This window comes from Kocuria sp. JC486 (assembly GCF_011602805.1).
GTDB classification, from domain to species: Bacteria; Actinomycetota; Actinomycetes; order Actinomycetales; family Micrococcaceae; genus Kocuria; species Kocuria soli.
This window is the reverse complement of sequence record NZ_JAAOZS010000017.1, coordinates 43009-69528: the sequence shown is the minus strand read 5'-3', so window position 1 is coordinate 69528 and position 26520 is coordinate 43009. Positions and strand designations below refer to the sequence as shown.

The window sequence follows — 26520 nt, the reverse complement described above, 5'->3', positions numbered from 1 at the left end:
AAGACATTGGGCTATCTGACACCATCAGAGAAGCTCGCAGAGTTCCTTGCGCTCACCGCTTGAATCCGCCATCGAGTTCGCCCGGCGCAGCTCACGCACTTCCTTCTCCAGCTCGACCAGGCGTTGGGACTCGCTGGTCGTGGTCCCGGGACGGTGCCCCTCGTCAACCTCGGCCTGCACGACCCAATTCCTCAGAGTCTCGGGATTGATCCCGAGCTGCTCGCCCACACGACGGAACGTGCCCGACCTCGTCGATGGATCCCGTCGCGCCTGAACAGCCATCCTCGTGGCTCTCTCCCGAAGCTCGTCCGGGTACTTCCTCGGTGCTGCCATGCTCCTCATCCTCCCGTGGAATCAGAGCCTCCACCAGACCCGGGGCGATACAGGCTAGAGCCTTCACCAAACCCGGGGCAATGCGGTCGATGGGTCCCGCCCGTGGATCATAGTAACTACGGATTGAGCTTCATCGACGGAGAACGAAGAGACGCCCCGCCGACGTGGATGGCGCAGAAGACACAGGGCTAATAACTACAGATAAGGGCGGACATCAGTGACCGGACGCTGTGCCTCTGAGGCCTCGTGCTGCGTTGATGCCCCGCATTATCAGATCAGTTCGCGCAGGGCCCTTCCCGCGAAGTCCAGCCATGAGGCCCATCCGTTCGTCGGACGCCCGCGGATGAGCGCAGCTGCGGAGCTGGGGTCCTCGAAGAGGTGATCTCGCACGAACTCCAGCTCGCGGCCCGTGCCTTGAAGCACTCCCATCTGTAGCAGTGCGATCCGGCGGTATCCGATCTCGACGGTGTGGGTGCCGTTGGCTTCGAGGTTCTCAAGCCGGGTGCCGGCGTGGATGAGGATGCCTTGGGGGGAGGCTGTCGCTTGGGTGGTATCGGGCAGGCCGCGCAGGTGCAGCAGCGGTGTGTGCGTGAGTTCGCGCTGGGCGGGTGAGCTGAGGAGGGGCAGGCCTGCCGCTTCAGTGAGAGCGGCGATGTCGTGCAGTTCGGAGGCATGGCGGGTGGACAGCGATAGACCCGGGGGCGGACTTGGTGATCCGCTGATTCGGAGTCTGCTCGCTCGTGCGGCTCGTTCGGCGATCTCGGTCGCCATGAGCTGGGCCTCGTGCGCCGCCCAGGTGCCACGCAGCGGGGAGGCGACCAGGACTCGGGCCCAGTCTGGCGAGCCAGCATCATGGCTGGCCAGGAGAGAAGAAGTGGGGTCGGTGGTGCTGAGGATGTGCACCTGTGCGGGCAGGACGACGCCTGCGGTGTCGTTGACGACGAGGCAGACGGCGCAGGCATCCAGGGCATTCGAGCGGGCCAGCCGTGCCGCGGCTATGCGATGGGCGTCGACGACGCTGACGTGACCGGCGCTGGTCCTCATGTGCCGGGCGCCGTGTGCGTCGGTGCGGATCGTGACCGTGTGCTCGAGATGATCTGCGCCCCAGGTGGTCAGCGGGTGCCCGGTGGTGGGGCCCTCTGGCTGTGTCATAGCTGCTGGGGGTCCAGGCCGATGGCCTCGAGATAGCGCACGGGTTTGGCGCCGCTGGCGAGCTGATGACGGGCGTCTTCGCGCAACGCCCAGACGTCGTGGTAGGCGGCCCGCACCTGGTGCTCCAGCGTGGCGCGCTGTGCTCGGCGCATCCGGGCCGCCTTGAGGATGAAGCCGATGATCACCGCAAGCGCCAGGGTGGGGATGGAGGCAACGACGAACGTGAAGGCGCCGCCGAGGGCTGCTGCTGCCGGTGTCTCCCCAGCGCTGAGGACTGCTCCGATGATGATGGCGATCAGTGCTGCCGGAACGAACCAGACGGCCAGTGGTATCAGCAGCCAGGTTTTCGTGGTGGGCAGGTTCGGTGGTGTCGGCTGCGGGGGTTCCTGGATCGTCGGTAGGGGCTGGCCATTGAGGAGCTGTTGGCGGTCCTCAGCGGCGAGCTCCTCGGCCCACGAGTCGACCTCGGCCCATTTGGTCTGGTCTTTGGCGAGGAGGGTGCCGCCGAGGGCGGCGCCGCCCAGGGTGCTCCAGGTCGCGGTGGTGAGTAGGTTCACGGGTCAGTCCTCGCATCGGTGCAGGTCGCAGGGGTGCATCTGCGCGAGTGAAGCACCCTGCACCAGAAAGTGCAAGGTCCTGCACTGCGCTTCTCGGGCACCCGGGTTTGCCTGTAAGGGTGCTACGCAAACCTGCCGACCGACCTGAGCCGAACATGAGTGCTCTGCGACAGGCTTTCACCGAGCTCCGGGCAGAAAGCGGCATGACCTACGACGAGCTCGCCGAAATCTCCGGACTGTCAAGGCGGACACTGCTCAACATCGGCGCTGGCACCTACCGCGGAGACCTGAGGACCTGGCTCATCCTGACCCGCGCCCTCGGCCTCTCCCTCGACAGCACGCTGAGCCCGGTCTGGGGCAGCGACGATCCGAGAAAGGAGCCCGGGGCGCAAGATGGCCGCAGGGGGCTGTAGGCCCTGGCATAGCCTGCCGTCATGCCTGCATCACCGAATTCTGGCCACCATCCCAAGCATGTCCTCGATTCAGCTCTCCACGGTGTGCAGGGGCGCTCCGAGTGGTCAGGGTTGAGGTGGTACGACCGGGCGCGCATGAGTTTCCCTCTGCGCAGCCTCTCGTTCTCCTTGGCCGCAGCAGTGGCGGTTACTCGTGCACTCGGCGAAGAAATCGCCCGCCTCGAGGACGAAGCACCTCAGGAGCCGCGGCGGCGCTACGCCTACACGGTCTTGGCCCGGCGTCTGGGTCTCACGTACTCGGCCTTGGAGCGCACCGTGCTGGGGGAGCGGTGGCCGATCCTTTCGGACATCCAGCGGATTCTGGTTGAGCCGCGCTGCGGCGAAGCGCTGCGTCGACAGTGGCGCGGTATCGACGCGGGCCTGCCACTCCAGCCCGAGAATGTTGCCCTCGGTGACGGGTCCGCCGATTCCTGGGGAACGATGGGTCACATGACACCCGCGGTTCAGGAGCTCGAGCGTTCAGCTCAGGAGCTCATCCGGCAGCTCAGCCAGCTACAGATGCTCCACAGGCAAGAGGGTCGCAGCGTTGGGTTCACTGCCGACTGGTTGGCGGTCGCCCGTCAGCTGGATGCCCCAGCGCGACCATCGGCCCCGTTGCCTCGTTGGTCGCTATCCGACCAGTTGCGCCACGCTGGCTGCCCTTCTTTGGCGCAGATCGTCCGAGATTGTCTGACTGGCAATGCGCCGGCTAGACCGTCCACGATTCATCGACATGTCGTGCAGGTGGTCGATGACTACGGGAAACGGCGAGGGCAGCCGTTCCCGTTTCCGACGCGCCATCAGGTGACTGACGTGCTGGCATACCTCAAACGTCGTGGCGAGGTCGAGGCCGACGACCGTGGGTTCTACGTCCTGACAACCCAGGAAAGGTGATGGGTAACAGCTGATGAAAACGCGCCGCATGGCGCGTAGGCAAGACGAAACCCCCACAAGCGCCGTTGAGAACGTCTGCAGGGGCCTCGGAAGTGCTGGTAACACCTCCAAGGATAATGCTCGTTCTCGGTGGTGGCAAGGGGGCGCGTGGTCTGCGCGTACCCAAATTCTTCCCATAGACCGTCGCAGAGTTTCCTCGCGACCGGTCGCCATGAGTCCTCAACCCCATGCAGATCTGCGCGGGTGGTGGGGGTGGTGAGGCCGATCCGAGTCGCCGGCGGCGTCGCGGGCACTGCCGAGGAAGTCCTTGAGGCGTATGCGCCGGATCCTGAGCTGATCTCCTCGGGCGAGTGGGCTCATGTACGGGGTATCGCGATCGCTGCGACCAGGGCGGCCGGGTATGAGGCGCCGTCGTCGGCCCGGCAGGCGCTGCGGTACGCCGCGCGCATGCTCGTGTGGGCCTATCGCCTCGGCCAGCCGCTGGACCCTGAGGCCGTGTTCACCCAGGACAATGTGAAGTCGTTCCTCACCGCCGAGGGTGCGGGCTGGTCGGAGGCCGGCCGCGCTACGGCGGCGTCCTACTTGCATCGGCTGGCCTGGCATGCCACGACCAGGGCGCCCTGGCACGGGCTGCCCACCCCGGTGGGGCGGGCGCGTCCGATCGCCCCGCCGTATACAGCCCCAGAGATCGCCAGCTACTGGGCTGCAGCCGAGGTCCAGGCGACCGAGGCGCGGACCCGGGTGCTCACCGCGATGTTGACCCTCGGACTCGGCGCTGGGGTGAATGCTGGTGAGCTCCTGCGCGTTACGGCAGGCGATGTCCTGATCCATCCTCAGGAGCCCCGTCTCTGGGTCGTTGTGCTCAGCGATCGGACTGTGCCGGTATTGATCGAGTACGTGCCGGCACTGGCACGTCTGACGGAGAAGTATCCGGAAGGCCCGCTGATCGGTCCGCACAACAGGAATTCCAGGGACCCGGTGGGCAAGCTGCGTTCGAGCCTGGAGATCCCGTCGTACCTGCCTCCGTTGCGGCAGGCGCAGCTGCGGACCACGTGGATGGTGCAGCTGCTGTCCATGGATGTGAGGATCACGGAGTTCATGACGATCGCGGGGCTGTCCAGCGGTTCGGTGCTCGAGAAGTTGTTGCCCTACGTCGCGGACCGTGACGATCAAGACCGGTACCTGCTGGCAGGAGCCGGCCTGTCCCCACGGGGTGGCCCGCGTGCCTCGTAAACAGCGGCAGCTGGCGGACAGTGTGGCCAACGAGGTCGTCAACCGCGCGGTGACCACGATGCAAGCGCCGCTCGTGGAAGAGCTCCAGCAGCGGATGACGGCCTCAACAGGCCGCCGTCGTACACACTCCTGGCGCACGCTGTTGACCGTGATGCTCATCGACGCCCTCGAGCGGCCAGGGGAGCTGCACTGCACTCGGGCCTGCGACGTCGCCCATCGCCTCAGCCCTAGTCAGCGGGCCAGGGTCGGGCTCAGCCAGCGGCTGACATACCGGCAACTCACCGGCGCGGTGGAATCACTCGGCCGCGCCGCAACCGAAACGGCTGACCCGGTTACAGGTGAACTGCGCTCGAGTGTGCCCCTGAGTGATCTGCTCACGAGCCTCGTCCGAGCGCCGATCCCTGACGACCTCCTCGGTAGCAGAAACGTCGCAATCGACGCCACCGATTTGGAGTCGCACTACAGCCCCCACGGACGCAATAACACCAAAAGGGGCGTCCCCAAGCCGCAAGGGAGAGCAACCGCGAAAGATCCGTCGTCGAAGCCCCCGAGGCGACGTAAGGGCGGAGACCTGCCCATCCTTGGGGCTGATGGAAGAACGCAGCACACCGTCGACCCTGATGCCAGGGAAGGCTACCGGGCGGGCAAGAACCTGAAGCCGAAGGAAACGTTCCTCGGATACAACCTGCATATCGCCGTCGGTGTCCCGCCAGAAGGGGAACGCGCCCAGGCAGCTCTGGCCCAGGGGCTGGTGATCTGCCCGGCAGGTGCCGACAGCGACCGGGCCGGACTCCAGGTCATTGATGCCCTCACACGACAAGGTGCTGCCGTGGACCGGATTTGCGTAGACCGTGGGTACTCATATCGCCTGGCAATGGGTTGGGCAAGGGAACTGCAGCGTCGGGGTATTGACCAGACCATCGACTTGCATCGCACCCAACGGACCACCCATCCCGGCCCAGTCCCAGGCACGATCTTCGTTGACGGGCACCTTTTCATCGATTCCCTTCCCCGATCCATGCGCGATCCAGGGGGCTTTCCGCAGATGCAGACCGTCGAGGATCGACTGAAGCGCATCGCCGAATACGACAATCGAATTCCTTGGGCGTTCTCAAGGCTGGGTCGTCCCGATCGGGAACGAGGGACTCAGCGGTACCGCGGCCCGGCCGTGACGGGGAAAGTGCGATGCCCGAACAATCCGGCCTCAATGCGAATGGATCCCGCGTCGAGACCCACGACGAACTGCGCGGGTCGGGAATGCTACTGCTCGCGCACCATCACTCTTGGTCCCGATGATTTTCTGCGGGAACGACAGGACCATCTCTATGGCACCACGAAATGGGCCAAGGATTACGGTCGACGCAATCACGTCGAATCCCTCAACGCGAGCCTCAAGATCCATCACGGAGGCCTGCGCCGAGGAAGCATCCGCGTCCAGACCCTCCAGCGCACTGGGCTGCTGGCCGCACTGGTCCTGGCGGCCACGAACATCAGGGTCCTCGCCGAGGCCTACGCTCGTGACATCAGCGCCCCCGCCCCAGCCAGCGCATCAGAACAGCAGTCACAAGCTGCTGGTGGCACCGGTCGACGACCACGCCGAACCCGGACCCCCAAACGCGGCACCGGGCCACACCGGGCGAAGGGCCCACCGCCTCGGACGCCGACTGACACGACGGATTGGGTGCCAGCCACCAAAGCCCACAAGCGCTGAGATCACCTGGCGATAGCCCCTGCCCGGAAACCCCGGACAGGGGCATTCTTGTGACTAAAAACATACGGGGGCGGCGATCTGAAGGGCCTGAACGGGCGCAGCAGGGGCGGCAGTGGACCCCAGGCCAGCTGCGAACGACAGAACTCCCGATCAGAAACGTCTGATCGGGAGTTCTGTGAACTGGAAGCACACACTTAAGTGAACCTCCCCTGGTGCGCGAGGGGGGAGTTGAACCCCCACGCCCTTTCGGGCACACGGACCTGAACCGTGCGCGTCTGCCTATTCCGCCACTCGCGCGTGGTGTTCAGCAAGAGCAGTTCCTTGCTGGGCAACGACGGACAGCATACCCATCCGCAGCCTCCGGCGCCAATCGAGGAACCTCAGGCCCCGGACTTGGGGTGCCACGGCAGCTGGCTGTCGCACCCCGGCGTCACCCAGGCCTTGAGGAAGCCGCCGGACTGGTAGGCGAATTCTCGCCACGTCCTCCGGCTGAACGGGGAGTAGTCCTCCTGGTAGTCGAAGGTGGGCCACTGGGTGGTGCCCTGGAAACAACGCCCCACGATCAGCTGGGAGCGCGCCACGTGCGGGCGATAGGTCAGGACGATCACGTTGTCCCACCCTCGCTCTTCCGCCAGCTCCCGCAACTTGATCGCCTCACCCTGAGTGGTCGAGGGATCCGGCTTGAAACAGATGACCTCGTAGGGCAGATCGGAGTCGCAGTACGACTGGTTCCGGATGAAGTCCGCATCGGACGGCCAGGTTCCGGTCACCGGATCGGGGGTGGCCACCACGGCCACGGGTGCCAGCCCGGCGTTCATGATCTCTGCGGCCACCTCGATCCGCTTGGGGTCCGGCGGCCCCAGGACCAACAGGGCATCGGCTGGTTCAGGGTTCTCGGTGACGTCTGGGTGCAGCATGACGCCCGTGCACACGAGGGCCCAGGTGCAGGCCAGCACGACGCCGGTCCCCAGGACGGTGCCAAGCACTCGCCATCGGCGTCGCACCAGTGTCTTCATTCCGGAACCTTCCCCGTCGTCGTGCCGGTACTTTCCCCGTGAAACTGCGGCCCGTGACCGCGGATAATGTTGATCAGGCCCTGCGAAGAGCACATCGCCGCACGTCGGCGTTCGCCTGGCCCGCCCGAATCATAAGGAGAATTACCCACCGATGACGACGCCTGACCCCCAGGATCTTTCTCACACCGGGGCTGCAGCGGATGGCGGCAGCCTGGACAACGGGGCGCTGGACGAGCCCGGAACACTGGTCCAGATCCCCATGCGGTGGGGTGACATGGACCCTTACGGACACGTGAACAACGTGGAGGTGGTCCGCATGCTGGAGGAGGCCCGGATCGCGGCCTTCGGGATTCCCGTGGGCACCGGCGACCAGGTGGTCCCACCCGTGGTCCCGCTCTTCGACAGCCTGCCGGAGGGGACCCAGGCGTTGATCGCCGAACACCGCATCAAGTACCTCAAGGCGCTTGAGTACCGCAACGTGCCCGCACCCGTGCGCGTGTGGATCGTCAAGGCCGCCGGTGCCGCGCTGATCCTGGGCATCGAGATCCATGATTCGGCCACCGGCGAGGTGTGCGTGCGCGCCCACACCCAGCTGGCTTTCTACGATCCCGCCACCCAACGGGTCCTGCGGTTGACCAAGGAGCAGCAGGCCGTCCTGGAGCCCTGGTCAGGCCCCGCGCTGTTCCGCTGAGGGTTCCCGGGACTGCAGGCGGTACTGGGCGGCGAGCCGGACCGGGGCGTCCTCCGCGCCGAAGCCCCGGTACCCGCGCCGCTCGACGACCTCCATGAACAGGTCGCCCAGGGTGCGGGTGTAGAAGTGCAGGAACTCGCCGTGCTCGTCGCGGTCGTAGAGCAAGTTCAACTCGCGTAGCTCGGTGACCGTCTCCGGGTCCAGGTCGAACCTGGTGACCAGGTCCTCGTAGTAGTTCTCCGGCACGGTCAGGAAGTCGAGTCCGCGGCGCATCGCGCGGCGGGCCACCTCTCGGACATCGGTGGAGGCCAAGGCGATGTGTTCGGGGTAGGCGACCCCCACGAAGGAGCCCTGTTCCGCCGCGGTCGGCGCAAGATTCAGAGGCATGCGCACCGCGTCGTCGGGGCTCCGCATGACCTGGGAACGGACCAGACCGGACGGTCCGGGGACCTCCTGCGCAGGCGTGGCCTCCAGTGCCAGCACGGAGGTGTAGAACAGCACGCCTTCGTCGTAGTGCTGCCACTTCTGGGCCACGTTCACGTGGTCGATGCCGGTGATGAGATCCGTGAAACCGGCTGTCTCCGACTCCACACCGAACTCCTCGAGCCAGGCGGGGACCCCGGAACCCGGCGACGGGCCGAAGAAGACCTCCGTCCCGTCCGGTGCCCAGACTCCCCGCAGAACTGCCTCCCCGGGGAGCTCACTGCGGTCCACGGGGTCGGAACCGAGCTGCAGCGCGCGTTGGTAGGCCGCTGCCGGCTCCTCGACCTCGAACCCCAGACCGGCGATCTCCGCAACCGGGCGGTGATCGGGGCGCTCGCGGGGATCCAGATGAGGCTCACGGCGCGTGCCCTCACCGGCCTCGGAGACCACGACCCGCACGTCGCCCTGCAACCACACCTGAACGTCCTTGCTGCGATGGTGGCCACCCAGCCGAAAGCCCAGGCGGTGCAGCAGCCGCGTGGTGTCACCCAGGTCCGTGGTGCGCAGTTCCACGAAGTCCCAGCCGGCCGGAGCCGAGATCCGGGGCAGGGACTGGAGTTGGAGCCGGTCCGTGGCGCCGGCGGCACCTTGGGCGCCCGGGGAATCGGGACCGTTCAGTTCCTGTGCCATGGCCGAACGCGTCCGGTCCTCGAGCCAGCGCAGTGAACGCAATCCGTCGACGGCGGTGCGTGCGACGTCGGCCTGCCGGAAGGAATCGTTGAAGATCTCCAAGGACACCGGCCCCGAGTACCCGGAACGGACCAGGCGCGTCATCACGTCCACCAGGTCGAAATCCCCTTCGCCCGGGAACACCCTGTGGTGCCGCGACCAGGAGAGCACGTCGAGGCGCATCAGGGGTGCGTCCGCGAGCTGCACGAAGAAAATCTTGTCCCCGTCCATGTCCTGGATCGACGCCGGGTCCCCGCCGCGGGACAGGATGTGGAAGGAATCCAGACAGGTCCCCACATTGGGGTGATCGGCTGCCAGAACCAGCCGGTGGGCGTGGTCATGACCGTTCACGTGGGTGCCCCAGGCCAGGGCCTCGTAGGCCAGCCGCACGCCGTGCTCCGCGGCAACCTCGCCCATGCGGTGCAGCTGCTCGGCCACCAGGTCGTCATCGGCCACCGCATCGGGTGAAACGTTCGAGCACACCAGCAGCGTGGGGGTTCCCAACCGGTTCATCAGCTCAGCGGTCCGGCGCAGGCGGCGCAGGGCGTCGTCGAACTTGTCCGGGGCCAGCTCCACACCGTTGCGGAACGGCTGGTAGAGGTCCAGGCACAGCCCCAGGTCCGCGGCCCGGGCGCGGACCTCCTCGGGAGCGGTCGGCGACACCAGAAGGTCCTGAGTGAAGATCTCCACACCGTCGAAACCGGCGGAGGCCACGGCGTCGAGCTTTTCCTCCAGGGTTCCGGACAGGCAGACGGTGGCAATGGACGTGCGCATCTGATCTCCTACGTGCCGACGGAACACGACGGCCACGCTGCCGTCGCCACGGGCGACGATAGCAGCGGATCAGGTGTCAGCCCGCACGGCGAAGGGCCGAGCTGAAGGCCGACAACCACACGGTCGTGACGGTGTGGGCGAGCCGGTTCTGCCCCGGCAGGACGCGCCAGGAGCGCCAGAGGAGTTCGTCGTCGTCGTTGAAGCCGAAGACGCACAGGCCGACCGCCTTCTCGGTGCCCGCGCCCACGATGATGGAACCGGTCGCAGACGCGCAGGTCTCCTGCGCACGCTTGCGCTGCCTGCGCAGCCCCCGCGGTGAATGCCCGGTCACGGTGCAGCGGGCCTCGTACACCAGGTCCCCGCTGACGGGATCGTCGTGCCGCTGACTGATGGGCAGGCACGGTGCGTTCGCGTCGTGGTCCAGGAGGGTTTCCACCCAGGTCTGGTCCCGGACGGTGAGGACCACTTGGTGGCCGCCGTCGAGAACGCGGAGTTCGACCGTGACGTCCGGGTGCCCCGGGACCTGCACGGTGGTTGCTTCCACCGCGGGCAACAGGTCGCCGTTGCGCTCGAAGCTCAGAGCCTCGTGCACGTCCGGCGGTTGAGGTGCCGCTGCCGGGGCCGGGAAATCACGGTCCAGGTGAAGGGTGTTCTGCGCGTGGGGGTGGTGCCCCCGGGGTTGGCCGTTCAAGGCTTCTCCTCTCCCCGCGTCGGATCGAACCGGGCGACTGGGGGGAGAGCTCGTCAACCAACGCGTGTTTCGACTGCAAATTACGTGAGTTGCTCGACGACGGCAAGAACGTTGCGGCAAGTACCGCTCAGGTCTGTAACACGCAGCTGGATCAGGCGATGGCTGCCGCCACCACCAGGCCGACCGCCACGTGCGTGGCCGCCGTGATCCACACCGCGGGGTGCAGGCGGTCGTCGTCGTCCACGATCAGCGCGCCCAGCTTTCCGGGGGCCAGGAGGTCCATGAGGAAGAAGGACACGGCCATCAGAACCAGGCCGATCACGCCGTAGACCAGCGTGGACACCAGGCCCAGCCACAGGACGGAGGCCGAGCTGAGGATTGCCGCCCGCACGATCCACCCCATGGCCAGGATCGAGGAACCCAGGACCAGAACCGCTCCGCGATTGCGCTGTGTCCACACCAGCTCGTGCAACTTGCCGGGGGTCAGTAAATCGATGATCACGTACCCCAGGGCGAGCAGGACCAACCCGACAAGCCCATAGGAAGCAGCGGCCGCAGCCGAGTAGAGCAGGGAGCCGAGAACAGGGGAGTCCATGGTGTGTCCAGCCAATCGTCGAGGGCCCATGCGGAGCCCGTTGAAGTGTCTGTGCCAAGTATGCGTGGCCGAGCCGCCGTCAGGGGATATTGCGACCGCGGGCACTGTTGAGCAGCGCGTACCAGTGCTCGTACGTGAGGACCGCCAGTGCGCGGTCGGCCTCGGCGCAGGCCCGAATCCGGCCGGGATCGGCGGAACCGATCACGGGCCGGACCCGCTGCGGCAGGCGCATGATCCAGGCCAGGACCACGGCTTCCGGGGAGCAGCGCAGGTCCGTGGCGATCTGACGGACCAGATCCGCGGTGGCCGAATCGGCACTGTCCTGCGGCTCCCTGGTGTACCGACCCTGGTCCAGAGCGCCCCAGGCCTGGATCTCGACGCCGGAGGCGGCGGCTTCGTCCAGGAGTTCTTCGCTGAAGTCCACCGCGGTGCCGTCCGGGTGGTCCCAAAGGATCTGGCGTTCCACGAAGTCCCGGTGCCCCAGGCTCAACTGGGACTGCACCACCTCCACCGGGTGGTGCAGGTGGCGTTGCAGCAGGTCCAGTCGGTACCAGGAGACGTTGGAGACGCCGATGCCGCGGGTCAGTCCTTCCTCCACCAGTTCGTCCAGGACGGTGCCCACCTCGGCGACGTCGACCAGGGGGTCCCAGCGGTGGATCAGGAACCGGTCCACCGCGTCCACGCCCAGCCGGGCCAGGGATCCTTCCAACCCGTCACGCAACGTGGCACGGTCCAGGCGGTAGTGGACGGGTGCATCCTCCGGCGCGGTGTTGCCCGGAAGGCGGATGCCGGCCTTGGTCTGCAGGGTCAGTTCCGGGCGGACAGGGTTCTCGGCCAACCACTGCCCGACGACGGACTCGGACTTCCCCGCGGTGTAGATGTCGGCCAGGTCGATCACGCGGAATCCGGCGTCATGAGCCGCCGAGAGAGCGGCGAAACCGTGTGCGAACTCCTGGTCCGTGAGATCGGCCCCGTCCCAGGAGCCGCCCAGCGCCATGGCCCCGTAGACCAACCGTGTGGTGAGTCTCTCGCCGTGAGCCGTGCCGTGCGCGTCGTGGTCGGAGACAATGGAGGATGAGGCATCGGCTGGTTGCATGTCGACATTATCGCCGAGTCACGTCCCGTCCCAGAGCCCAGGAGGCAACCGCATGCTCGCGTTCATGCGCCACGGTGAAACCGATTGGAACCGCGCGCAGCGTCTGCAAGGGGGATCGGACATCCCCCTCAACCGGACCGGCAGGGCGCAAGCGGTGGAGGCCGCCGAACGCATGCGGGGAATGGACCCGGGGTGGGACCTGGTGGTCACCTCCCCGCTGGTCCGGGCCCGCGAAACCGGGCAGATCGTGGCACGTGAACTCGGCGTGGAACTGGGCGGAACCTACCCCGGGCTCGTCGAACGGTCCTTCGGCCCCAGTGAGGGGCTGTCCATCGAGGGCATCACGCCCACGGAGTACGACCGCCTTCTGGAAGGTGCCGAGCTCGAACACCTGGTCGTCGACCGGGCACTGGCCGTGCTTCACCAGGTGAAACGCGAGTTCCCCCAACGCAACGTCCTGTTGGTGGCCCACGGGGCCCTCATCCGCTTCACGGTGGCCCACCTGCAGGACACCGAGCCCGTGCGGGTCAAGAACGCGGAAGTGGTTCCGGTGGACGAGGGGCTGCTCTCCGTGCCCACCGCGTGACCCCCCGGGAGGGCGGACCACCGCGTGACCCCGGGCGGGTGCCCGCCGTGAGTCACACGGCGGGGTACCGGGACGGAAGACTCATGCCACGCTGGGCCATGATCTCCCGCAACTGCCACGGATAATCCGTGATCAGCCCGTCCACGCCCCAGTCCATCAACCGCTGCATGTCCGAGGCGTCGTTGACCGTCCACGGCACCACCTTGAGTCCCAGGTCATGGGCCTCGGCGATGTCGTCCTCCGACGGGATGGTGTGGTTCGGGACCCACACGTCATACCCGCGGCGGGCAACCTCCTGCGGGTTCTGCCCGGCGCCGCTGGGGTTCTTCGCCGTCGCCAACGCACCCAGACGCACCTCGGGTGCGGTGACGGCCACCCTGTCCAGCACCGCCCAGTCGAAGGACTGGATCTGCGTTCTGCCCGGGTCACCGGCGGCGTAGACCTCCTGGAGCACTGCATCCGTGTGCAGGTTCCGCTCGGCGGCGTCAGAGGGGTCCTCGATCTTGATCTCGATGTTCCACCACATGCTTTCTGCGCCGCGCTCGCGGGCGAGGGCCAGGAACTCACTGAGCGGGGCGATGCGGTGCCCGGTCACGACCTCTTGGTCCGGGAAGCCCGGGGCCGGTTGGAATCCGCAGTCCACCGACTGGATCTGTTCCAGAGTCAGGTCGCGCAGGTGGTCACCGACGTACGGGTATGCCGGGTCACCGTCCGTGACCGGCCCGGTGTCGCGGCACTTGTCCGCCTGCAGAGTGCTGTCGTGCCACACGACCACCACGCCGTCTCGGGTCAGTTGGGTGTCCACTTCCACGGCGCCGACCCCCGTGTCCAGGGAGCGGCCGGTGGCGTGGAGGGAGTTCTCCGTCCAGTGCCCCCGGCCCGCGCGGTGTGCCTGTAGCTCGAACTCGTCGGTGGTGCGGGACTGGTTCGAATCGGTCATGGGATCCTCGCTGTCGGTTGCGTGTACCGGGGGCGTGCCTGCCGCGAACAACATCGACGCTACACAGCAAGCCAGGACTCGGGTCAGAAAACGTGGACGGCGGGTGGGTCGGTCGGTGCGGTACGGGGTGTTCGTCGGATGGCTCGATCCAGCACGGTGCACAGTCGCCTCCAGCTACGTGGGAAGAGGTCAGTCGACCCTCGTGGAGTCGACCACTGACCCGGCCCACGCTAGGAACGCGCCAGTAACTATCAGTTGACATGCGGAAATGTCAGGAAGTCGGCGTTGTGACCGGGGAGTGAACTGCGGGCCCTGGGAAAAGTGCTGATCACGACTAGGGTGAGTGTCGTCTCCTACCGTGCGCGGGCCCGGACGGCCACCGTCGCCCGTCGCCCGTCGCCACCTCACAATCCCTCACAAAGGCGTGATCGAGCAGTGACACAAGACCATTACCGTTCAGAGGTCTCGGACCGAACCGACGTGATTCCCGTGGTCGGCCGGCGGCCGCAGTTCACCGGTCCGGACGCCTGGATCCAGGCCTACTACGACAACGTCTCGGCCGAGGACCTGACCTCCCGGCCCGTCGAATCCCTGGTCGAGCGCGCCAGGCACCACCGCGCGCTGGCGAACCGGCGTGCTCCGGGGGAGACCCTCATCCAGGTCGAACGGGAGCCGCAGCGGTCGGTGCTCTACGTGGTCACGGACGACGTCCCGTTCGTCGTGTCCACGATCAACACCCAGATCGCGCGGAACTGGGGCGGTGCTCGACTGGTGGTCCACCCCATCCTGCTTGTCACCCGCGACGACGACGGCGTCCTGACCTCCGTGGGCGAGGTCCCGGACTTCGCGGCGCATTCCAGCGGGGACACTCAGACGATCCCGGCCGTGGGCGGGCTGGGGGAGCGGACCGCCGTCGAATCCTGGGTCCAGGTGGTGCTCACCCGCGAGTGCGACGACGAATCGGCCCAACAGCTCGTCGAAACGCTGCGGCCCGTCCTGGCCGACGTCGCACTGATCTCGCACGACCAGAACGCACTGCGGGCCGCGGTCGAGAACCTGGTGGGTTCCCTGGACGGACTTGCCGACCGGGACAGGTCCGACGGGTTGGGGCTGGGGGACGTCACGGAGACCCAGGAGTTCCTGCGCTGGATCCTGGACGCGAACTTCGTCCTCATGGGCTTCAAGGAGTACGACCTCAACGGGCCCGACGACCAGCTGTACCTGGAGTCCCGCCCGGACACCGGTTTGGGCCTGCTGAGCGAATCCGGGGAGGGGACGCACCGTAGTCGACTCACCAGCCAGGCACAGGAGCACGCCAAGGACCGGGAAACCCTGTTCGTGACCAAGGCCAACGCCCGCTCGGAGATCCATCGCAGCGAGTTCCTGGACTACATCGGGGTCAGGCGCTTCGACGACGAGGGCCGGGTCAACGGTGAATACCTGATCATCGGGCTGTTCGCCCGCAAGGCCTACTCAACCCCTGCGCAGGAGACCCCGTGGGTGCGGCGCAAGATCGACGCCGTGACTCGGCGGTTCGGCTTCCGCGAGGACTCCCACTCCGCCCGCGACCTGCTGAGCCTGATGGAGGAGTACCCCAGGGACGAGCTCCTGCACATGTCCGTGCCGGAGCTGCAAGAAGTGGCCGAGGGCGTTCTGGGACTCGACGAGCGGCGCGTGACCAAGACCTTCGTGCGCCCGGACCTGTTCGGACGCTTCGTCTCCGCGGTCATCTACGTGCCGCGGGATCGGTACAACACCTCCGTGCGGCAGCGCATCGAGGAGGTCCTGGTGGATCTCTACCAGGCCACGGACGTGGACTTCCAGATCCGGTTGTCCTCGTCCTCCCTGGCACGGTTGTTCTTCCGCCTGCGGCTGCCCAGCGACACCCCGCCCCCGGTCAACATGGCCGATCTACAGTCCAGGGTCCGTTCGGCCGTGCGGTCCTGGCCCGACGCCTTGGTGCGCGCGATCGGGGAGGAATTCGACGAGGAGCAGGCCCGCGAGTACGCCTACGCCTGGGCAGAGGCCTTCCCCCCGGCCTACCGGGCGGATTACGAGATCGACGAGGCGGTGGCGGACCTCCAGCGCTGCGAGATGCTCTCCGGCCGTGACCCGGATCTTCCGGCGGAGGTCCGTGTGGCCACCATCGGAGAGGCGGGCGAACCCGCGGAAGTCCCGGGCCAGGTGCGGGTCAACATCTACCTGACCCGCCGGTTGAGTCTGACCGAGTTGCTGCCGATGGAACAGAACCTGGGCATGACCGTGCTGGACCAGAAGCCTTACGAGATCACCCCGGCCGACGGGCGTGAGTTCCAGCTCTATGACTTCGGTGTGGAACTGCCCGCGGGCGTCGACCCGGTGGGCCCGGACGAGGCCCGGACGGAGGACCTGATCGAAGAGGTCCTGTGTGCGGTACTCTCCGGCCGCTCGGAGTCCGATGCGCTGGACCGGTTGGTGCTCGCCGAGCGGTTGCACTGGCGGACCATCGCCGTGCTGCGTGCCTACGTGAAATACCTGCTACAGCTCGGGGTCCCGCACTCCTTCGACTTCATGGCCAACACCTTGTTGGCCCACCCGGGTGTCACGCGCGCTGTCGTCGAGCTGTTCGAGACCTCCTTCGACCCCGACCTGTTCACCACCTCCGGTGGCGACGACGACGCCGAGGCCCGGGCGGCCGCGCGTCGTGAGGCCCACGACCGGGTCACCGCGGAACTCGAGAACGTCCCCACGCTGGACGCCGACCGGTTCCTGCGCGCACTGGTGGAAGTCGTGGACGCCACCGTGCGGACCAACGCCTACAAGCCGGACCGGCCGGCCATCGCGTTCAAACTGAACCCACGCAGGATCTCCGTGGCACCGTTGCCTCGCCCGGCCCATGAGATCTGGGTGTGGTCCCCGCGGGTGGAGGGCACCCACCTGCGCTTCGGCCCGGTCTCCCGCGGCGGCCTGCGGTGGTCCGATCGTCAGGAGGATTTCCGCACCGAGGTCCTGGGGCTGGTCAAAGCCCAGATGGTCAAGAACGCGGTGATCATCCCGAACGGCGCCAAGGGTGGCTTCTACCCCAAGCAGCTGCCGGACCCGTCCGTGGACCGGGAGGCCTGGGGGGCTGCGGGCGAGGATGCCTACAAGGAGTTCGTTGGCGCGCTGCTGGACGTCACGGACAACTTGGAGATCAGTACCGGCGACGGCGAAGACCGCACCGTGCCGCCTCACCGCACGATTCGCCGCGACGGTGACGACTCCTACCTGGTGGTCGCCGCGGACAAAGGCACGGCCCGATTCTCGGACACGGCCAACGCGATCAGCCTGGAACGCGGTTTCTGGTTGGGCGACGCCTTCGCCTCCGGTGGCTCGGTCGGCTACGACCACAAGGCCATGGGCATCACAGCTCGTGGCGCGTGGGAATCCGTGAAACGACACTTCTTCGAACTCGGTCACGACACCCAGACGGAGGACTTCACCGTGGTGGGCGTGGGCGACATGTCCGGGGACGTGTTCGGCAACGGGACGCTGCTGTCCGAACACATCAAGTTGGTCGCGGCCTTCGACCACCGGGACATCTTCCTGGACCCGAACCCGAACCCAGCCGTGTCCTACGCGGAGCGGGAGCGGTTGTTCGGGCTGCCCAGGTCCTCCTGGCAGGACTACGACGTCGCCAAGATTTCCGAGGGTGGTGGGGTCTACTCCCGCCAGTCCAAGTCCGTGCCGGTCACCGAGCAGGTCCGGGCGGCCCTGGACCTGCCGGACGGCACCGATGCCCTGTCCCCGATCGAGCTCATCCGGGCCATCCTGCAGGCACCGGCGGACCTGTTCTACAACGGTGGTATCGGCACCTACATCAAGGGTTCTGAGGAATCGCACGCCGAGGTCGGGGACAAGGCCAACGACGCCATCCGGGTCGACGGGCGGCAGCTGCGGGTCAAGGTGGTCGGTGAAGGCGGCAACCTGGGTGCCACCCAGCTCGGCCGGATCGAGGCGGCGCGCAACGACGTGCTGATCAACACCGATGCCATCGACAATTCGGGCGGTGTGGAGTCCTCCGACCGGGAGGTCAACATCAAGATCCTGGTGGACAGGATGGTCACCGCCGGGCGTCTGTCGGAAGAGGACCGGGCGCAGTTCATCGAGTCCATGACCGATGAGGTCGCCGATCTGGTGTTGCGCACCAACGTGGCGCAGAACGTCACCCTCACCGTGGACCGGTGGAAAGCCGACGACTACATGGTGACCTACGAACGCCTCATGGACTGGCTGGAGGACACCGCCGACCTGGACCGGGCCATCGAGTACCTCCCGTCCACGGACGCCATGGAGGAGCGCATCGCCGCGGGAGAGACCATGACCTCCCCCGAACTGTCCGTGCTCACGGCGTACGCCAAGATCCAGCTCTCCGAGGCGCTGGTGGAGTCGGACCTGGCGGAGGACCCCTGGACCGACCGGGTGGTGGATGCCTATTTCCCGGCGCCGGTGCTGGAGCGCTTCGGCGGCGATCTCCAGACCCACCCGCTGCGTCGCGAGATCGTGTGCACGATCGCCGCGAACCACATGATCAACGTCGGCGGCGCGACTTTCGCCTTCCGTGCCATGGACGAATCCTCCTGCTCGGCGGGTGAACTCGCCAAGGCGTTCCTGGCCACGGTGGAGATTTTCGACGTCGATCCCTACCTGGACGCGGTGGCCCACCTCCCCGCGGAGATCCCCACGGAACTGTGGGTGCGGATGCTCCAGGACCAGCGGCGCTTGGTGGACCGCGCGGTGCGCTGGCTCGTGCGGCGCAGGGAGACGGCGCAGCCGATCGCCGAGGTCACCGAGCGCTACGCGCCGATCGCCGGACTGCGCAGCAGTGACACTGTGCTGTTGGGGCATGAGTCCGCGACCCGGGACGACGAACTGTTGGAGATCGCCCAACGCCAGGGCGTCCCGCAGGAGCTCGCCCGGGAATGGTCCTGGATCCTGGATTCCTACCCACTGCTGGACGTCGTGCGTCTGGGCAGCCAGGCGGGGGAGGACCTGGAACTGGTGGGCCGGGTCTACTTCCTGCTCTACGACCGGTTCGGCATCGAAGCGCTGCTCAAGCGCATCGGGGCCTTGCCGCAGACCACCCGGTGGGAGTCACTGGCGCGCATGTCCATGCGGGAGGACGTCTACACCACGTTGGTGTCGATGGCCGCTGAAGCCCTGCAGGCCGAGGGAGAGACGGCCGAGGACCACGTGGACACGTGGGAGCGGGAGAACCAGATCCAGTTGACTCGCCTGCGCTCGACCTTGGAGGACATCGCGGCGAGCGAGACCGGCGATCCCGCCGCGGATCTCGCGGCCCTGTCGGTCGCGCTGCGAACCATGCGAGCCTCCATCCAGGACTGACCCGTGCGGACGCCACCGGGTCAGCGGGATCGGCCTGGCTCGGTGGCGTCCGTCGCGGCGCTGCCGGGCGCGGGCTCAGCCCGTGCAGACGTCGGCGTAGCGGGTGCCGGCCAGTTCGTTGATCTGCGAGACGTAGTTCTCCGTCTCCTCGAACTCCGGGACCCCGCCCTCTTCCAGGACGGCGGTCGGTCCGGCGTTGTACGCGGCCAGCACCAGATCGAGCTCCTCCTGCTCGTCGGCGGGCTCGAGCTGGGCCATCATGCGCCGCAGATCGCGCAGGTAGTGGCCTTGCGCAGCGATGGAGGCCTCCGGGCTGGTGGCTTCACCCTGCCCGTACTGGTCCCAGGTCTCGGGCATGAACTGTGCCAGGCCCTCCGCGCCCACGGGGCTCTCGGCCTCCGGATCCCAATTGCTCTCGGTCTGGATCTGAGCGGCGATGACCGACGGAGAGAAGCCCGAGATTTCCGCGGCGTTCACGACGTCGTCGGACCAGTCCTCAGGGATCACACCGTTCCGGTCGGCGCAGGTGGGGTTCGTGTTCTGGATGACTGCCCCCACGGCCCCGATCACCAGCAGACCCACCGCGGTGAAGGGCAACCAGTTGTTGGTGAGTGCACCGCGTGCCTTGCCTGCGCGCCCGGCTGAGGCTCCCTTGGAGCCCGGGGTGCGTGAGCGCCGCGAAGTGGCGGACTTCGTGGACTTGGCGCGCTTGGGGGATTTGGCTGAGGAAGCAGACATCCCGGTCAGCGTAGGCCATGAAGTGGGCCTCGGCTGACCGGGATGTCGGCGTTTTCGGACGGTGAACGCTCAGCGCTTGTCGCCGTCGTTCCGTTCGCTCACTTCACCCAGGGGTGCGGAACCGGGAACACCCATGGTCCGGCTGCGGATGACCACCCCGTCGTCATCGCTGTGGATGACGGGGATCTGCTCCGTGTTCCCGCTCGAGGTCTGCAGCTCGATGGTCTCGATCTCCTCGCCGTCGGTGGACGTGGTGGCGGTCGTGACCGAATCCACCAGGACCTGACGCGCCAGCTGATGGCGCAGCACCAGCGGATCGTTGCTGAGGTCCTTGTAGATGGCCACGCACAGCAGGAGCATCACGACGACGAACGGCAAGGCCGAGACGATCGTGATGTTCTTCAGGCCGTTCAGAGCCTCGCTGGGGTCGGAGCCACCCGCAAGCAACATGGCTGCGGCAACGGCACCGGTGGCCACGCCCCAGAACACCACGGAGCCCTTGGACGGTTCGACCGACCCGTTCTCCGAGATGCCGCCCATGACGATCGAGGCCGAGTCGGCACCGGTGACGAAGAAGATCGCCACCAGGATCACCGCGAGAACCATCAGGATCACCGTGACGACCTGCGGAACCGGCAGGGCGTTGAGCAGGTCGAAGAGGATCAGGTCGAAGTTCAGATCCGGGCCTTCGGCCGTCTGCTGGGCCAGCATGGAGCCGGTGTCACCGGCGCGCTCAGCGCGCTCCTGCAGACCGATGGCACCGCCACCGAAGATCGCGAACCAGATCAGGGACACGATCGACGGCACGAACATCACGCCCGCGATGAACTGGCGGACAGTGCGCCCACGCGAGATACGGGCGATGAACATGCCCACGAAGGGCGTCCAGGAGATCCACCACGCCCAGTAGAAGATCGTCCAGGAGGACAGCCATTCGGCCACCGTCTCGTCGCCCACGGCGGAGGTGCGGGAAGCCATGCCCGGCAGCTCGGAGATGAAGTTGCCGATGGCCGACGGGATGATGTTCAGGATGAACAGGGTGGGGCCGCCGATGAACACGATCACGGCCAGCAGCACGGCCAGCACCATGTTGATGTTGGACAGCCACTGGATGCCGCGCTCCACGCCTGAGACCGCGGAGGCCACGAAGCAGGCGGTCAAGATGGCGATGATGGCCACCAGGATGACCGACGACATCTGTTCGAACAGCCCGGCAGCCTGAAGGCCACCGCCGATCTGCAGTGCACCCAGGCCCAGCGAACAGGCGGAACCGAACAGCGTGGCCGCGATGGCCAGGATGTTGATGATGTTTCCGCCCACGCCGTTGACGGCCTTGTGGCCGAAGAGGGACGTGAACATGGAGGAGAACAGCTGGGAGCGGCCCACACGGAACGTGCCGTAGGCCATGCCCAGACCGACCAGGGCGTACATGGCCCACGGGTAGATGGTCCAGTGGAACAGTGTGGTTCCCATGGCCGTCGCGGCGGCCTCGACGGTCTGACCGTCAACCGTGCCGGGCGGGGGTGACATGTAGAACCACAGGGGCTCGCCGACGCCGTAGAACATCAAACCGATGCCCATACCGGTCGCGAACATCATCGCGATCCAGGAGGTCGTCCGGAATTCCGGGCTCTCGCCGTCGCGCCCCAGAGGGATCTGCCCGAAACGGGACAGGGCGATGAAGACCACGAAGACCACGAAGACCACGAAAACCGTGGCCGAGATGACGAAGAGCCAACCGAAGTTGGACATGGTCCACGCAAGGGCGTTGGACGAGAAGACCCCGAGGCTCTCACTGCTGGCGAAGCCCCAGGTGATGAAGGCGAGGGCCAGGATGCCGGCGATGCCGAAGACCACCTTGTCCAGACCCTTGCGGATCTCGGGTTCGGGGCGGGTCAGGGATTCCTTGAGGCGGGTCAGCAGGTGCTGCTGACGTTCCTGGGCCGTCTCGGGGGAGACGTCGAAGGCCGATTCAGTGGACTCTCCGGGGGTCGACTCGGTATCCGCATTCGGGGTGTCGACGGCGTCAGGATCGGTCTGTTCGGGGAGATCGGACGGTGGTGCACTTTCTGTGGTGCTCACGGGTTCTCCTGTGCAGGATTAGCTCGTTGCTTGCTTGGACAAGTACTGGACAAGAAATACAACTTATCAAATTGGTCCTGAGCGCCGTCGTCGAGGATGGTGGAAGGAGGTCCCGTCCCTGTCCCTCTGGAGGTCCTGTGGTGGAAGCCGTCGTCGTCGGTTCCGGGCCGAACGGCCTGACCGCAGGGTGTTTCCTGGCCCGAGCCGGACTGCAGGTCACTGTGCTCGAGGCGCAGTCCACCGTGGGCGGCGCGGCCCGCTCGGCACCCGTGTTGGGAGACGGGACCGTGGTGGACCTGGGGGCTGCGTGCCACCCGTTCGGGGCGGCATCACCGGCCTTCGACGCGTTGGACCTGGAAACCCACGGCCTGCACTGGTTGTCCCCGCAGGTCGCTGCCGCCCATCCCTTGGACGGTCAGGACCCGGGGCTGCTGTTCCCGGACCTGGCACGGACTGCGGATGGTTTGGGCGACGACGCCGCAGCCTGGCGGTCTCTGCACGCAGGCCCGCAAGCGAACATCCAGGCCATCCTGGCTGATTCTCTCGGTCCCCTCGCGCGGTGGCCCGAGCACCCTCTGGCCATGGCGGCATTCGGGTTGCGCGCACCGTGGCCGGTCTCCTGGATGGCTCGGGCCTTCCGCTCGGAACAGGCGCGTGGACTCCTGGCGGGATCGGCTGCGCACGCGACGCTGCCCATGACGGCGCCGTTGACCAGTGCCTTCGCGGTCATGTTCAACACGCTGGCGGCGGTCAACGGCTGGCCCGTGGCCTGGGGCGGCACCCAGTCCGTCGTCAACGCGCTCGTGGCTGAACTGACCGCACGCGGCGGGCGGATCGAGACGGGCCGGAGGGTCGATGATCTTCGGGACCTGGGGAACCCCGGCGTCGTTCTGTTGGACCTGACCCCACAACAGATGCTGCGGTTGAAGGGCTTAGAGTTTCCGCCCCGGTACCGCCGGTCGCTCAGCCGCTGGCGCTACGGCGCGGCGGTCCACAAGGTCGATCTGCTCCTGGACGGACCGGTGCCCTGGTACGACCCACGCATCGCCAACGCGGGAACGGTGCACGTCGGTGGGACCCTGGAGGAGATCAACCGTGCGGAACGCTTGGCGGCCAACGGGACCCTGCCGGAGAGGCCTTTCGTCATGGCCACCCAGCCCACCGCCGTCGACCCGTCACGGGCCCCGGCCGGACAGCACATCCTGTGGGCCTACGCCCACGTCCCCCACGGCCACCGGGGGCCCTCGAAGAATCCGAACCTCGCGGGGGACCGGGTGATCGAGCAGATCGAGCGGTTCGCGCCGGGGCTGCGCGAGCGCATCGTTCACCGCGTTGACCACAGCCCGCGAGACCTGGAGGCGATGAACGCGAATCTGGTCGGTGGGAGCATCGGCGGCGGGTCCCTCGCCGGCCTCCAACAGGTCTTCCGTCCCACTGCCGTGCTCAACCCGTACCGGACCGGGGCCCCGGGTGTGTACCTGTGCTCGTCATCGACCCCGCCCGGAGGGGGAGTGCACGGCATGGGCGGTCACAACGCTGCCATGACGGCGCTTGCGGATCTGGGTGCCCGCGGGTGAGGAACAATGGTCGGCATGACACCGGAGATCATCGCCACCATCGTCACGGTCCTGCTGATCGCAGTGGGCACCGTCGGCATCATCGTGCCCGTCCTGCCCGGGTCGGTCACGATCCTGATCGGGCTGCTGATCTGGGCGTTCGTGGTGCAGTCCGTCGAAGGCTGGGTTGCGCTTGCGCTCGGTGGAACGCTGGTCATCGCGGGGATGTCGGCGTCGTGGATCCTGACGGGTCAGCGGCTCAAGAAACGAGAGATCCCCAACCGGTCACTCCTGTTCGGAGTCATCGGCGCGGTGGTGGGCGTGTTCGTGATCCCGGTGGTCGGGCTGTTCGTGGGCTTCATCGTCGGGCTCCTGGGCTCGGAAACCTACCGCCACAAGGACCTCAACGCCGCGCTCGAATCCTCCTGGGTCGCCGCCAAGGCCATGGGCATCGGCATCCTGGTGGAACTCCTGTGCGCCATGATCGCGATCTCCACGTTCGTGGTCTGCGCGGTCGTGCACTTCGCCACGATCTGAGCGGCTCAGGCGCCTTCAGACCAGGGGCGGCTCACAACCAGGGCAGCGGAACGGCGACGACGGTCCCGCCTTCCGGGACCCCCTCCTGCGGGATGACCAGAAGGACGTTGGCCTGGGAGAACCCACGCATCATGTTGGACCCCGCGTAGGCCAGCGGAGCAGCCGAGGGAGTGGTGCTCCTGGCCCACGGGTGGGCCTCGTGTGCCAGGGCCGCAGCGGAGGTTGCTGCCAGGCCCGGCAGCAGGCGAACGGACTTGAATGCGTCCACGGGCCGGGTGACGGAAACCTCCACGGTCGGCGGCAGTCCGGCGCCGCCGAAGGCCGCCAGAAGGGGGGCTCCCAGCAGCATCAGGGCCGTCATGGCAGCCAGTGGGTTGCCGGGAAGCCCCAGCACGAAGGGCCCGTCGTCGGGCATGCGGGCCAGCAGGGCCGGGTGGCCGGGCCGCAGCGCCAGTTCGTCAACGATCAGGTGCGCACCTGAATCCGCCAAGGCCTTGCGCAGGTGATCGGCGGAGGAGCCACCCGTGCCACCGGTGGTGATGATCAATTGGGCCCGGGAATCGAGCACGGAATCCGCGCCCGTGACCGGGACGGTCAAGCGCTCGGTCAACACTTCCAAGTCATCGCCGACGCGGTGCACGGCGTCCACCTGACCGCCCAAGAGGTGCACGAACTGCGGAAGCTGTGGCCCGAAGGCATCGCGCACGCGCCCGGGTTCGGGCAGACCGGACTCGTCGACCTCGTCACCGGTCAGCAGCAGGGTCACGCGCGGGCGGCGTTGGACGGGCAACATGTCCTGGCCGGTCACGGCTGCAAAGGCGATGTGGGCGGGATTCAACCGAGCACCCGGGGCCAGCAGCACGTCACCGACCGCTGCTTCCTCCCCGGCGGGCCGGATGTGGTCGCCGGGTTGCGGTGCGCCTGGGGCGGCGTCGTCGTTGACGGACAGCTGCCCGTCGTTCTCGGTCCCCCACTCGGAGCGGAGAACGGCGGTGGCGCCCTCCGGGACCAGGCCGCCCGTGACGATCGCCGTTGCCTGGCCCTCGCTCAGGGAGGTGACACGGGTGACCGGTTCGTCTCCGGTCCGGGCCCAGGTCAGGCGAGGGTCCTCTTCGGCGCGCTCCGGCACAACGATGCTCCACGGTCCCTGCCCGCTCACGGCCCAGCCGTCCATGGCGGAGGACGAGTAGTGCGGAAGTGGCGTCTGTGCCGTCACCGGCCGGGCCAGGGTCTCCCCGATGGTCTCGGCCAGCGGCAGCCACTGTTCCGGCAACGGGGAGGCGGCAGCGTGCGCGGCCGCGCGGGCCTGGTCCCAGGTCGCGTGCTTGACGGTCGGCCGGGCCTGATCGTCGGCTCCGGTGGTGGGGGTGGCGTCGGTCATCGTCAGCGACTCCTTCAGGGGTCTTGTCGTGCGGAAGCTGCCACGTGCCGCGGAACCCGGCGGACTCGTGCCGGTCAGTCCCGGGGTGGGAGCAACCCGAACCTGTCGACATCGTCCCACGTGTCTACGTCGTCCGTGACCCCGCTGAGGGCCAGCTCCCGGTCCCACAGCGTTCCCACCAGTGAGCGCACGGACCGGTTCACGGAGGGCTGATCGCGCACCACCTCGCGGAGGGCGCCCGTGCGGTAGATGCCTGCCAGCGGTTGGAGTCGACCGTCGTCGATCACCACGATTCCGCGGTCCTCCGGGGCGCAGGTTGCGGCGGCCTCCAGAAGTGCGACGACGGCGGGACGGACCGCGGGCATGTCGCAGGCCAGCAGCAGGGTCCAGGCCGGGGTGGGCTGGGTCTTGTCCAGAGCGTTCAGGCCCGCGACGATCCCCGCGGCGGGCCCGGAGAACGGCGGGTCCTCCCGGGTGCGCAGCGTCGGCATGCGGGGCAGGTCCTCGGGTCCGACGACGACGACCGCTTGCGTGCCCAGCCCCAGCTCCAGCAGGTCGCCGACCAGGTGCTCGACCAGTGTGGACCCGTGCTCGGCCTCCCGGCCGTGCGCACGGTCGTTCGTGCGGAACAGGGCCTTGGGCGTGCCGCCCAGTCGAGAGGAACGTCCGCCCGCAAGGACCACGGCGCGGGCGCTGACGTTGCCGGGGGTGTCACCCACCGGCGAACGGGGGCAGGACGTCCAGCACGGCACCGTCGCGCACCGGGGAGGCCGGAGTCGGGCAGGACTGGCCGTCCAGAAGGAAGGAACTGCGGGCCAGGACTTCGATCAGCGGGCGTTCTCCGGCCGGCGCTGCAGGATGCAGTTCCACCAGGTGGTTCTCCACCGCACCGCGGGTCCACGGTCCGTCCAGGTGGGACAGGTTGATCTGGTCCGAGGAACGGCCGGTCGCGGCCTTTGCGGCGGCGAAGTAGCGAACGGTCAGCATGT

Annotated in this window: 23 protein-coding genes and 1 tRNA gene; 9 read left to right on the top strand and 15 right to left on the bottom strand. The window is 67.3% G+C overall.

What is annotated here, in order from left to right:
- Positions 1-24: 24 nt before the first annotated feature.
- The 3 genes from GWK18_RS09620 to GWK18_RS09610 all read right to left on the bottom strand — a co-directional run bounded on the left by GWK18_RS09620 (position 25) and on the right by GWK18_RS09610 (position 2042).
- Positions 25-333 (bottom strand): transposase, encoded by a 309-nt coding sequence (locus GWK18_RS09620; RefSeq protein WP_166834882.1) that lies wholly within the window; start codon positions 331-333, stop codon positions 25-27.
- Between the two features lie 270 nt (positions 334-603).
- The gene (locus GWK18_RS09615) at positions 604-1485 is read right to left on the bottom strand and encodes a DUF4357 domain-containing protein (RefSeq protein ID WP_166834880.1); all 882 of its coding nucleotides are present in this window, start codon (positions 1483-1485) and stop codon (positions 604-606) included.
- A complete protein-coding gene (locus GWK18_RS09610) occupies positions 1482-2042 on the bottom strand; it encodes a hypothetical protein (RefSeq protein WP_166834878.1) in 561 nt (186 codons plus the stop codon). Before GWK18_RS09610 ends, GWK18_RS09615 begins: the two co-directional genes overlap by 4 nt.
- 155 nt (positions 2043-2197) lie before the next feature.
- Between GWK18_RS09610 and GWK18_RS09605 the strand changes: the two genes are divergently transcribed.
- From GWK18_RS09605 to GWK18_RS09590, 4 genes are all read left to right on the top strand, one after another.
- Positions 2198-2455, top strand: coding sequence for a helix-turn-helix transcriptional regulator (locus GWK18_RS09605; RefSeq protein ID WP_145001093.1), 258 nt, complete (start codon positions 2198-2200; stop codon positions 2453-2455).
- Between the two features lie 135 nt (positions 2456-2590).
- Positions 2591-3388 carry a hypothetical protein gene (locus tag GWK18_RS09600; RefSeq protein WP_166834877.1) on the top strand — a complete coding sequence of 266 codons (798 nt, stop codon included), beginning with the start codon at positions 2591-2593 and terminating at the stop codon, positions 3386-3388.
- A 255-nt stretch (positions 3389-3643) separates the two neighbouring features.
- Positions 3644-4621, top strand: a complete 978-nt coding sequence (locus GWK18_RS09595; RefSeq protein WP_166834875.1) for a hypothetical protein — start codon at positions 3644-3646, stop codon at positions 4619-4621.
- On the top strand, positions 4551-6332 hold the full coding sequence (locus GWK18_RS09590; protein WP_166834873.1) for a hypothetical protein: 1782 nt from the start codon (positions 4551-4553) through the stop codon (positions 6330-6332). Before GWK18_RS09595 ends, GWK18_RS09590 begins: the two co-directional genes overlap by 71 nt.
- 210 nt (positions 6333-6542) lie before the next feature.
- Here the strand turns inward: GWK18_RS09590 and GWK18_RS09585 are convergent.
- Positions 6543-6629, bottom strand: a tRNA-Leu gene (locus GWK18_RS09585).
- Positions 6630-6712: 83 nt separating this feature from the next.
- Positions 6713-7348, bottom strand: coding sequence for a YdcF family protein (locus GWK18_RS09580; RefSeq protein WP_209280927.1), 636 nt, complete (start codon positions 7346-7348; stop codon positions 6713-6715).
- Between the two features lie 259 nt (positions 7349-7607).
- Here GWK18_RS09580 and GWK18_RS09575 point away from each other — a divergent pair, with 259 nt between their 5' ends.
- A complete protein-coding gene (locus GWK18_RS09575; RefSeq protein WP_245193164.1) occupies positions 7608-8039 on the top strand; it encodes a thioesterase family protein in 432 nt (143 codons plus the stop codon).
- On the opposite strand, the gene GWK18_RS09570 is transcribed toward GWK18_RS09575, so the two are convergent.
- The 4 genes from GWK18_RS09570 to GWK18_RS09555 form a co-directional block, all read right to left on the bottom strand.
- The gene (locus GWK18_RS09570) at positions 8016-9965 is read right to left on the bottom strand and encodes a sugar phosphate isomerase/epimerase and 4-hydroxyphenylpyruvate domain-containing protein (RefSeq protein ID WP_166834869.1); all 1950 of its coding nucleotides are present in this window, start codon (positions 9963-9965) and stop codon (positions 8016-8018) included. The two genes, GWK18_RS09575 and GWK18_RS09570, sit on opposite strands and share 24 nt — an antisense overlap.
- 76 nt (positions 9966-10041) lie before the next feature.
- On the bottom strand, positions 10042-10656 hold the full coding sequence (locus GWK18_RS09565; protein WP_158609572.1) for a DUF2617 family protein: 615 nt from the start codon (positions 10654-10656) through the stop codon (positions 10042-10044).
- A 151-nt stretch (positions 10657-10807) separates the two neighbouring features.
- Entirely contained in the window at positions 10808-11251 is a 444-nt protein-coding gene (locus GWK18_RS09560; protein ID WP_123825438.1) for a DUF350 domain-containing protein, read from the bottom strand.
- 79 nt (positions 11252-11330) lie between these two features.
- A complete protein-coding gene (locus tag GWK18_RS09555) occupies positions 11331-12347 on the bottom strand; it encodes an aldo/keto reductase (RefSeq protein ID WP_123825437.1) in 1017 nt (338 codons plus the stop codon).
- Positions 12348-12399: 52 nt separating this feature from the next.
- On the opposite strand from GWK18_RS09555, the gene GWK18_RS09550 reads away from it, so the two are divergent.
- Positions 12400-12933 (top strand): histidine phosphatase family protein, encoded by a 534-nt coding sequence (locus GWK18_RS09550; protein WP_123825436.1) that lies wholly within the window; start codon positions 12400-12402, stop codon positions 12931-12933.
- Between the two features lie 52 nt (positions 12934-12985).
- On the opposite strand, the gene GWK18_RS09545 is transcribed toward GWK18_RS09550, so the two are convergent.
- Entirely contained in the window at positions 12986-13873 is an 888-nt protein-coding gene (locus GWK18_RS09545) for a glycerophosphodiester phosphodiesterase family protein (protein WP_158609570.1), read from the bottom strand.
- Between the two features lie 435 nt (positions 13874-14308).
- Here GWK18_RS09545 and GWK18_RS09540 point away from each other — a divergent pair, with 435 nt between their 5' ends.
- Positions 14309-19237: an NAD-glutamate dehydrogenase gene (locus GWK18_RS09540; RefSeq protein ID WP_348535917.1), complete on the top strand. Its 4929-nt coding sequence runs from the start codon at positions 14309-14311 to the stop codon at positions 19235-19237.
- 75 nt (positions 19238-19312) lie between these two features.
- Here GWK18_RS09540 and GWK18_RS09535 read toward each other — a convergent pair whose 3' ends face one another.
- A complete protein-coding gene (locus GWK18_RS09535; protein WP_166834867.1) occupies positions 19313-19975 on the bottom strand; it encodes a lytic transglycosylase domain-containing protein in 663 nt (220 codons plus the stop codon).
- A 69-nt stretch (positions 19976-20044) separates the two neighbouring features.
- Positions 20045-21898, bottom strand: coding sequence for a BCCT family transporter (locus GWK18_RS09530; protein WP_166834896.1), 1854 nt, complete (start codon positions 21896-21898; stop codon positions 20045-20047).
- 299 nt (positions 21899-22197) lie between these two features.
- Here GWK18_RS09530 and GWK18_RS09525 point away from each other — a divergent pair, with 299 nt between their 5' ends.
- On the top strand, positions 22198-23634 hold the full coding sequence (locus GWK18_RS09525) for an NAD(P)/FAD-dependent oxidoreductase (RefSeq protein ID WP_348535916.1): 1437 nt from the start codon (positions 22198-22200) through the stop codon (positions 23632-23634).
- Between the two features lie 15 nt (positions 23635-23649).
- Complete coding sequence (locus GWK18_RS09520) at positions 23650-24150, top strand: DUF456 domain-containing protein (protein WP_166834863.1); 501 nt, start codon at positions 23650-23652, stop codon at positions 24148-24150.
- Between the two features lie 31 nt (positions 24151-24181).
- On the opposite strand, the gene GWK18_RS09515 is transcribed toward GWK18_RS09520, so the two are convergent.
- The 3 genes from GWK18_RS09515 to GWK18_RS09505 all read right to left on the bottom strand — a co-directional run bounded on the left by GWK18_RS09515 (position 24182) and on the right by GWK18_RS09505 (position 26518).
- Positions 24182-25531 carry a molybdopterin molybdotransferase MoeA gene (locus GWK18_RS09515; protein ID WP_166834861.1) on the bottom strand — a complete coding sequence of 450 codons (1350 nt, stop codon included), beginning with the start codon at positions 25529-25531 and terminating at the stop codon, positions 24182-24184.
- Positions 25532-25605: 74 nt separating this feature from the next.
- Positions 25606-26250, bottom strand: coding sequence for an NTP transferase domain-containing protein (locus GWK18_RS09510; protein ID WP_166834860.1), 645 nt, complete (start codon positions 26248-26250; stop codon positions 25606-25608).
- On the bottom strand, positions 26243-26518 hold the full coding sequence (locus tag GWK18_RS09505) for a MoaD/ThiS family protein (RefSeq protein ID WP_245193154.1): 276 nt from the start codon (positions 26516-26518) through the stop codon (positions 26243-26245). The genes GWK18_RS09510 and GWK18_RS09505 overlap by 8 nt, the downstream gene beginning before the upstream one ends.
- Positions 26519-26520: the final 2 nt, after the last annotated feature.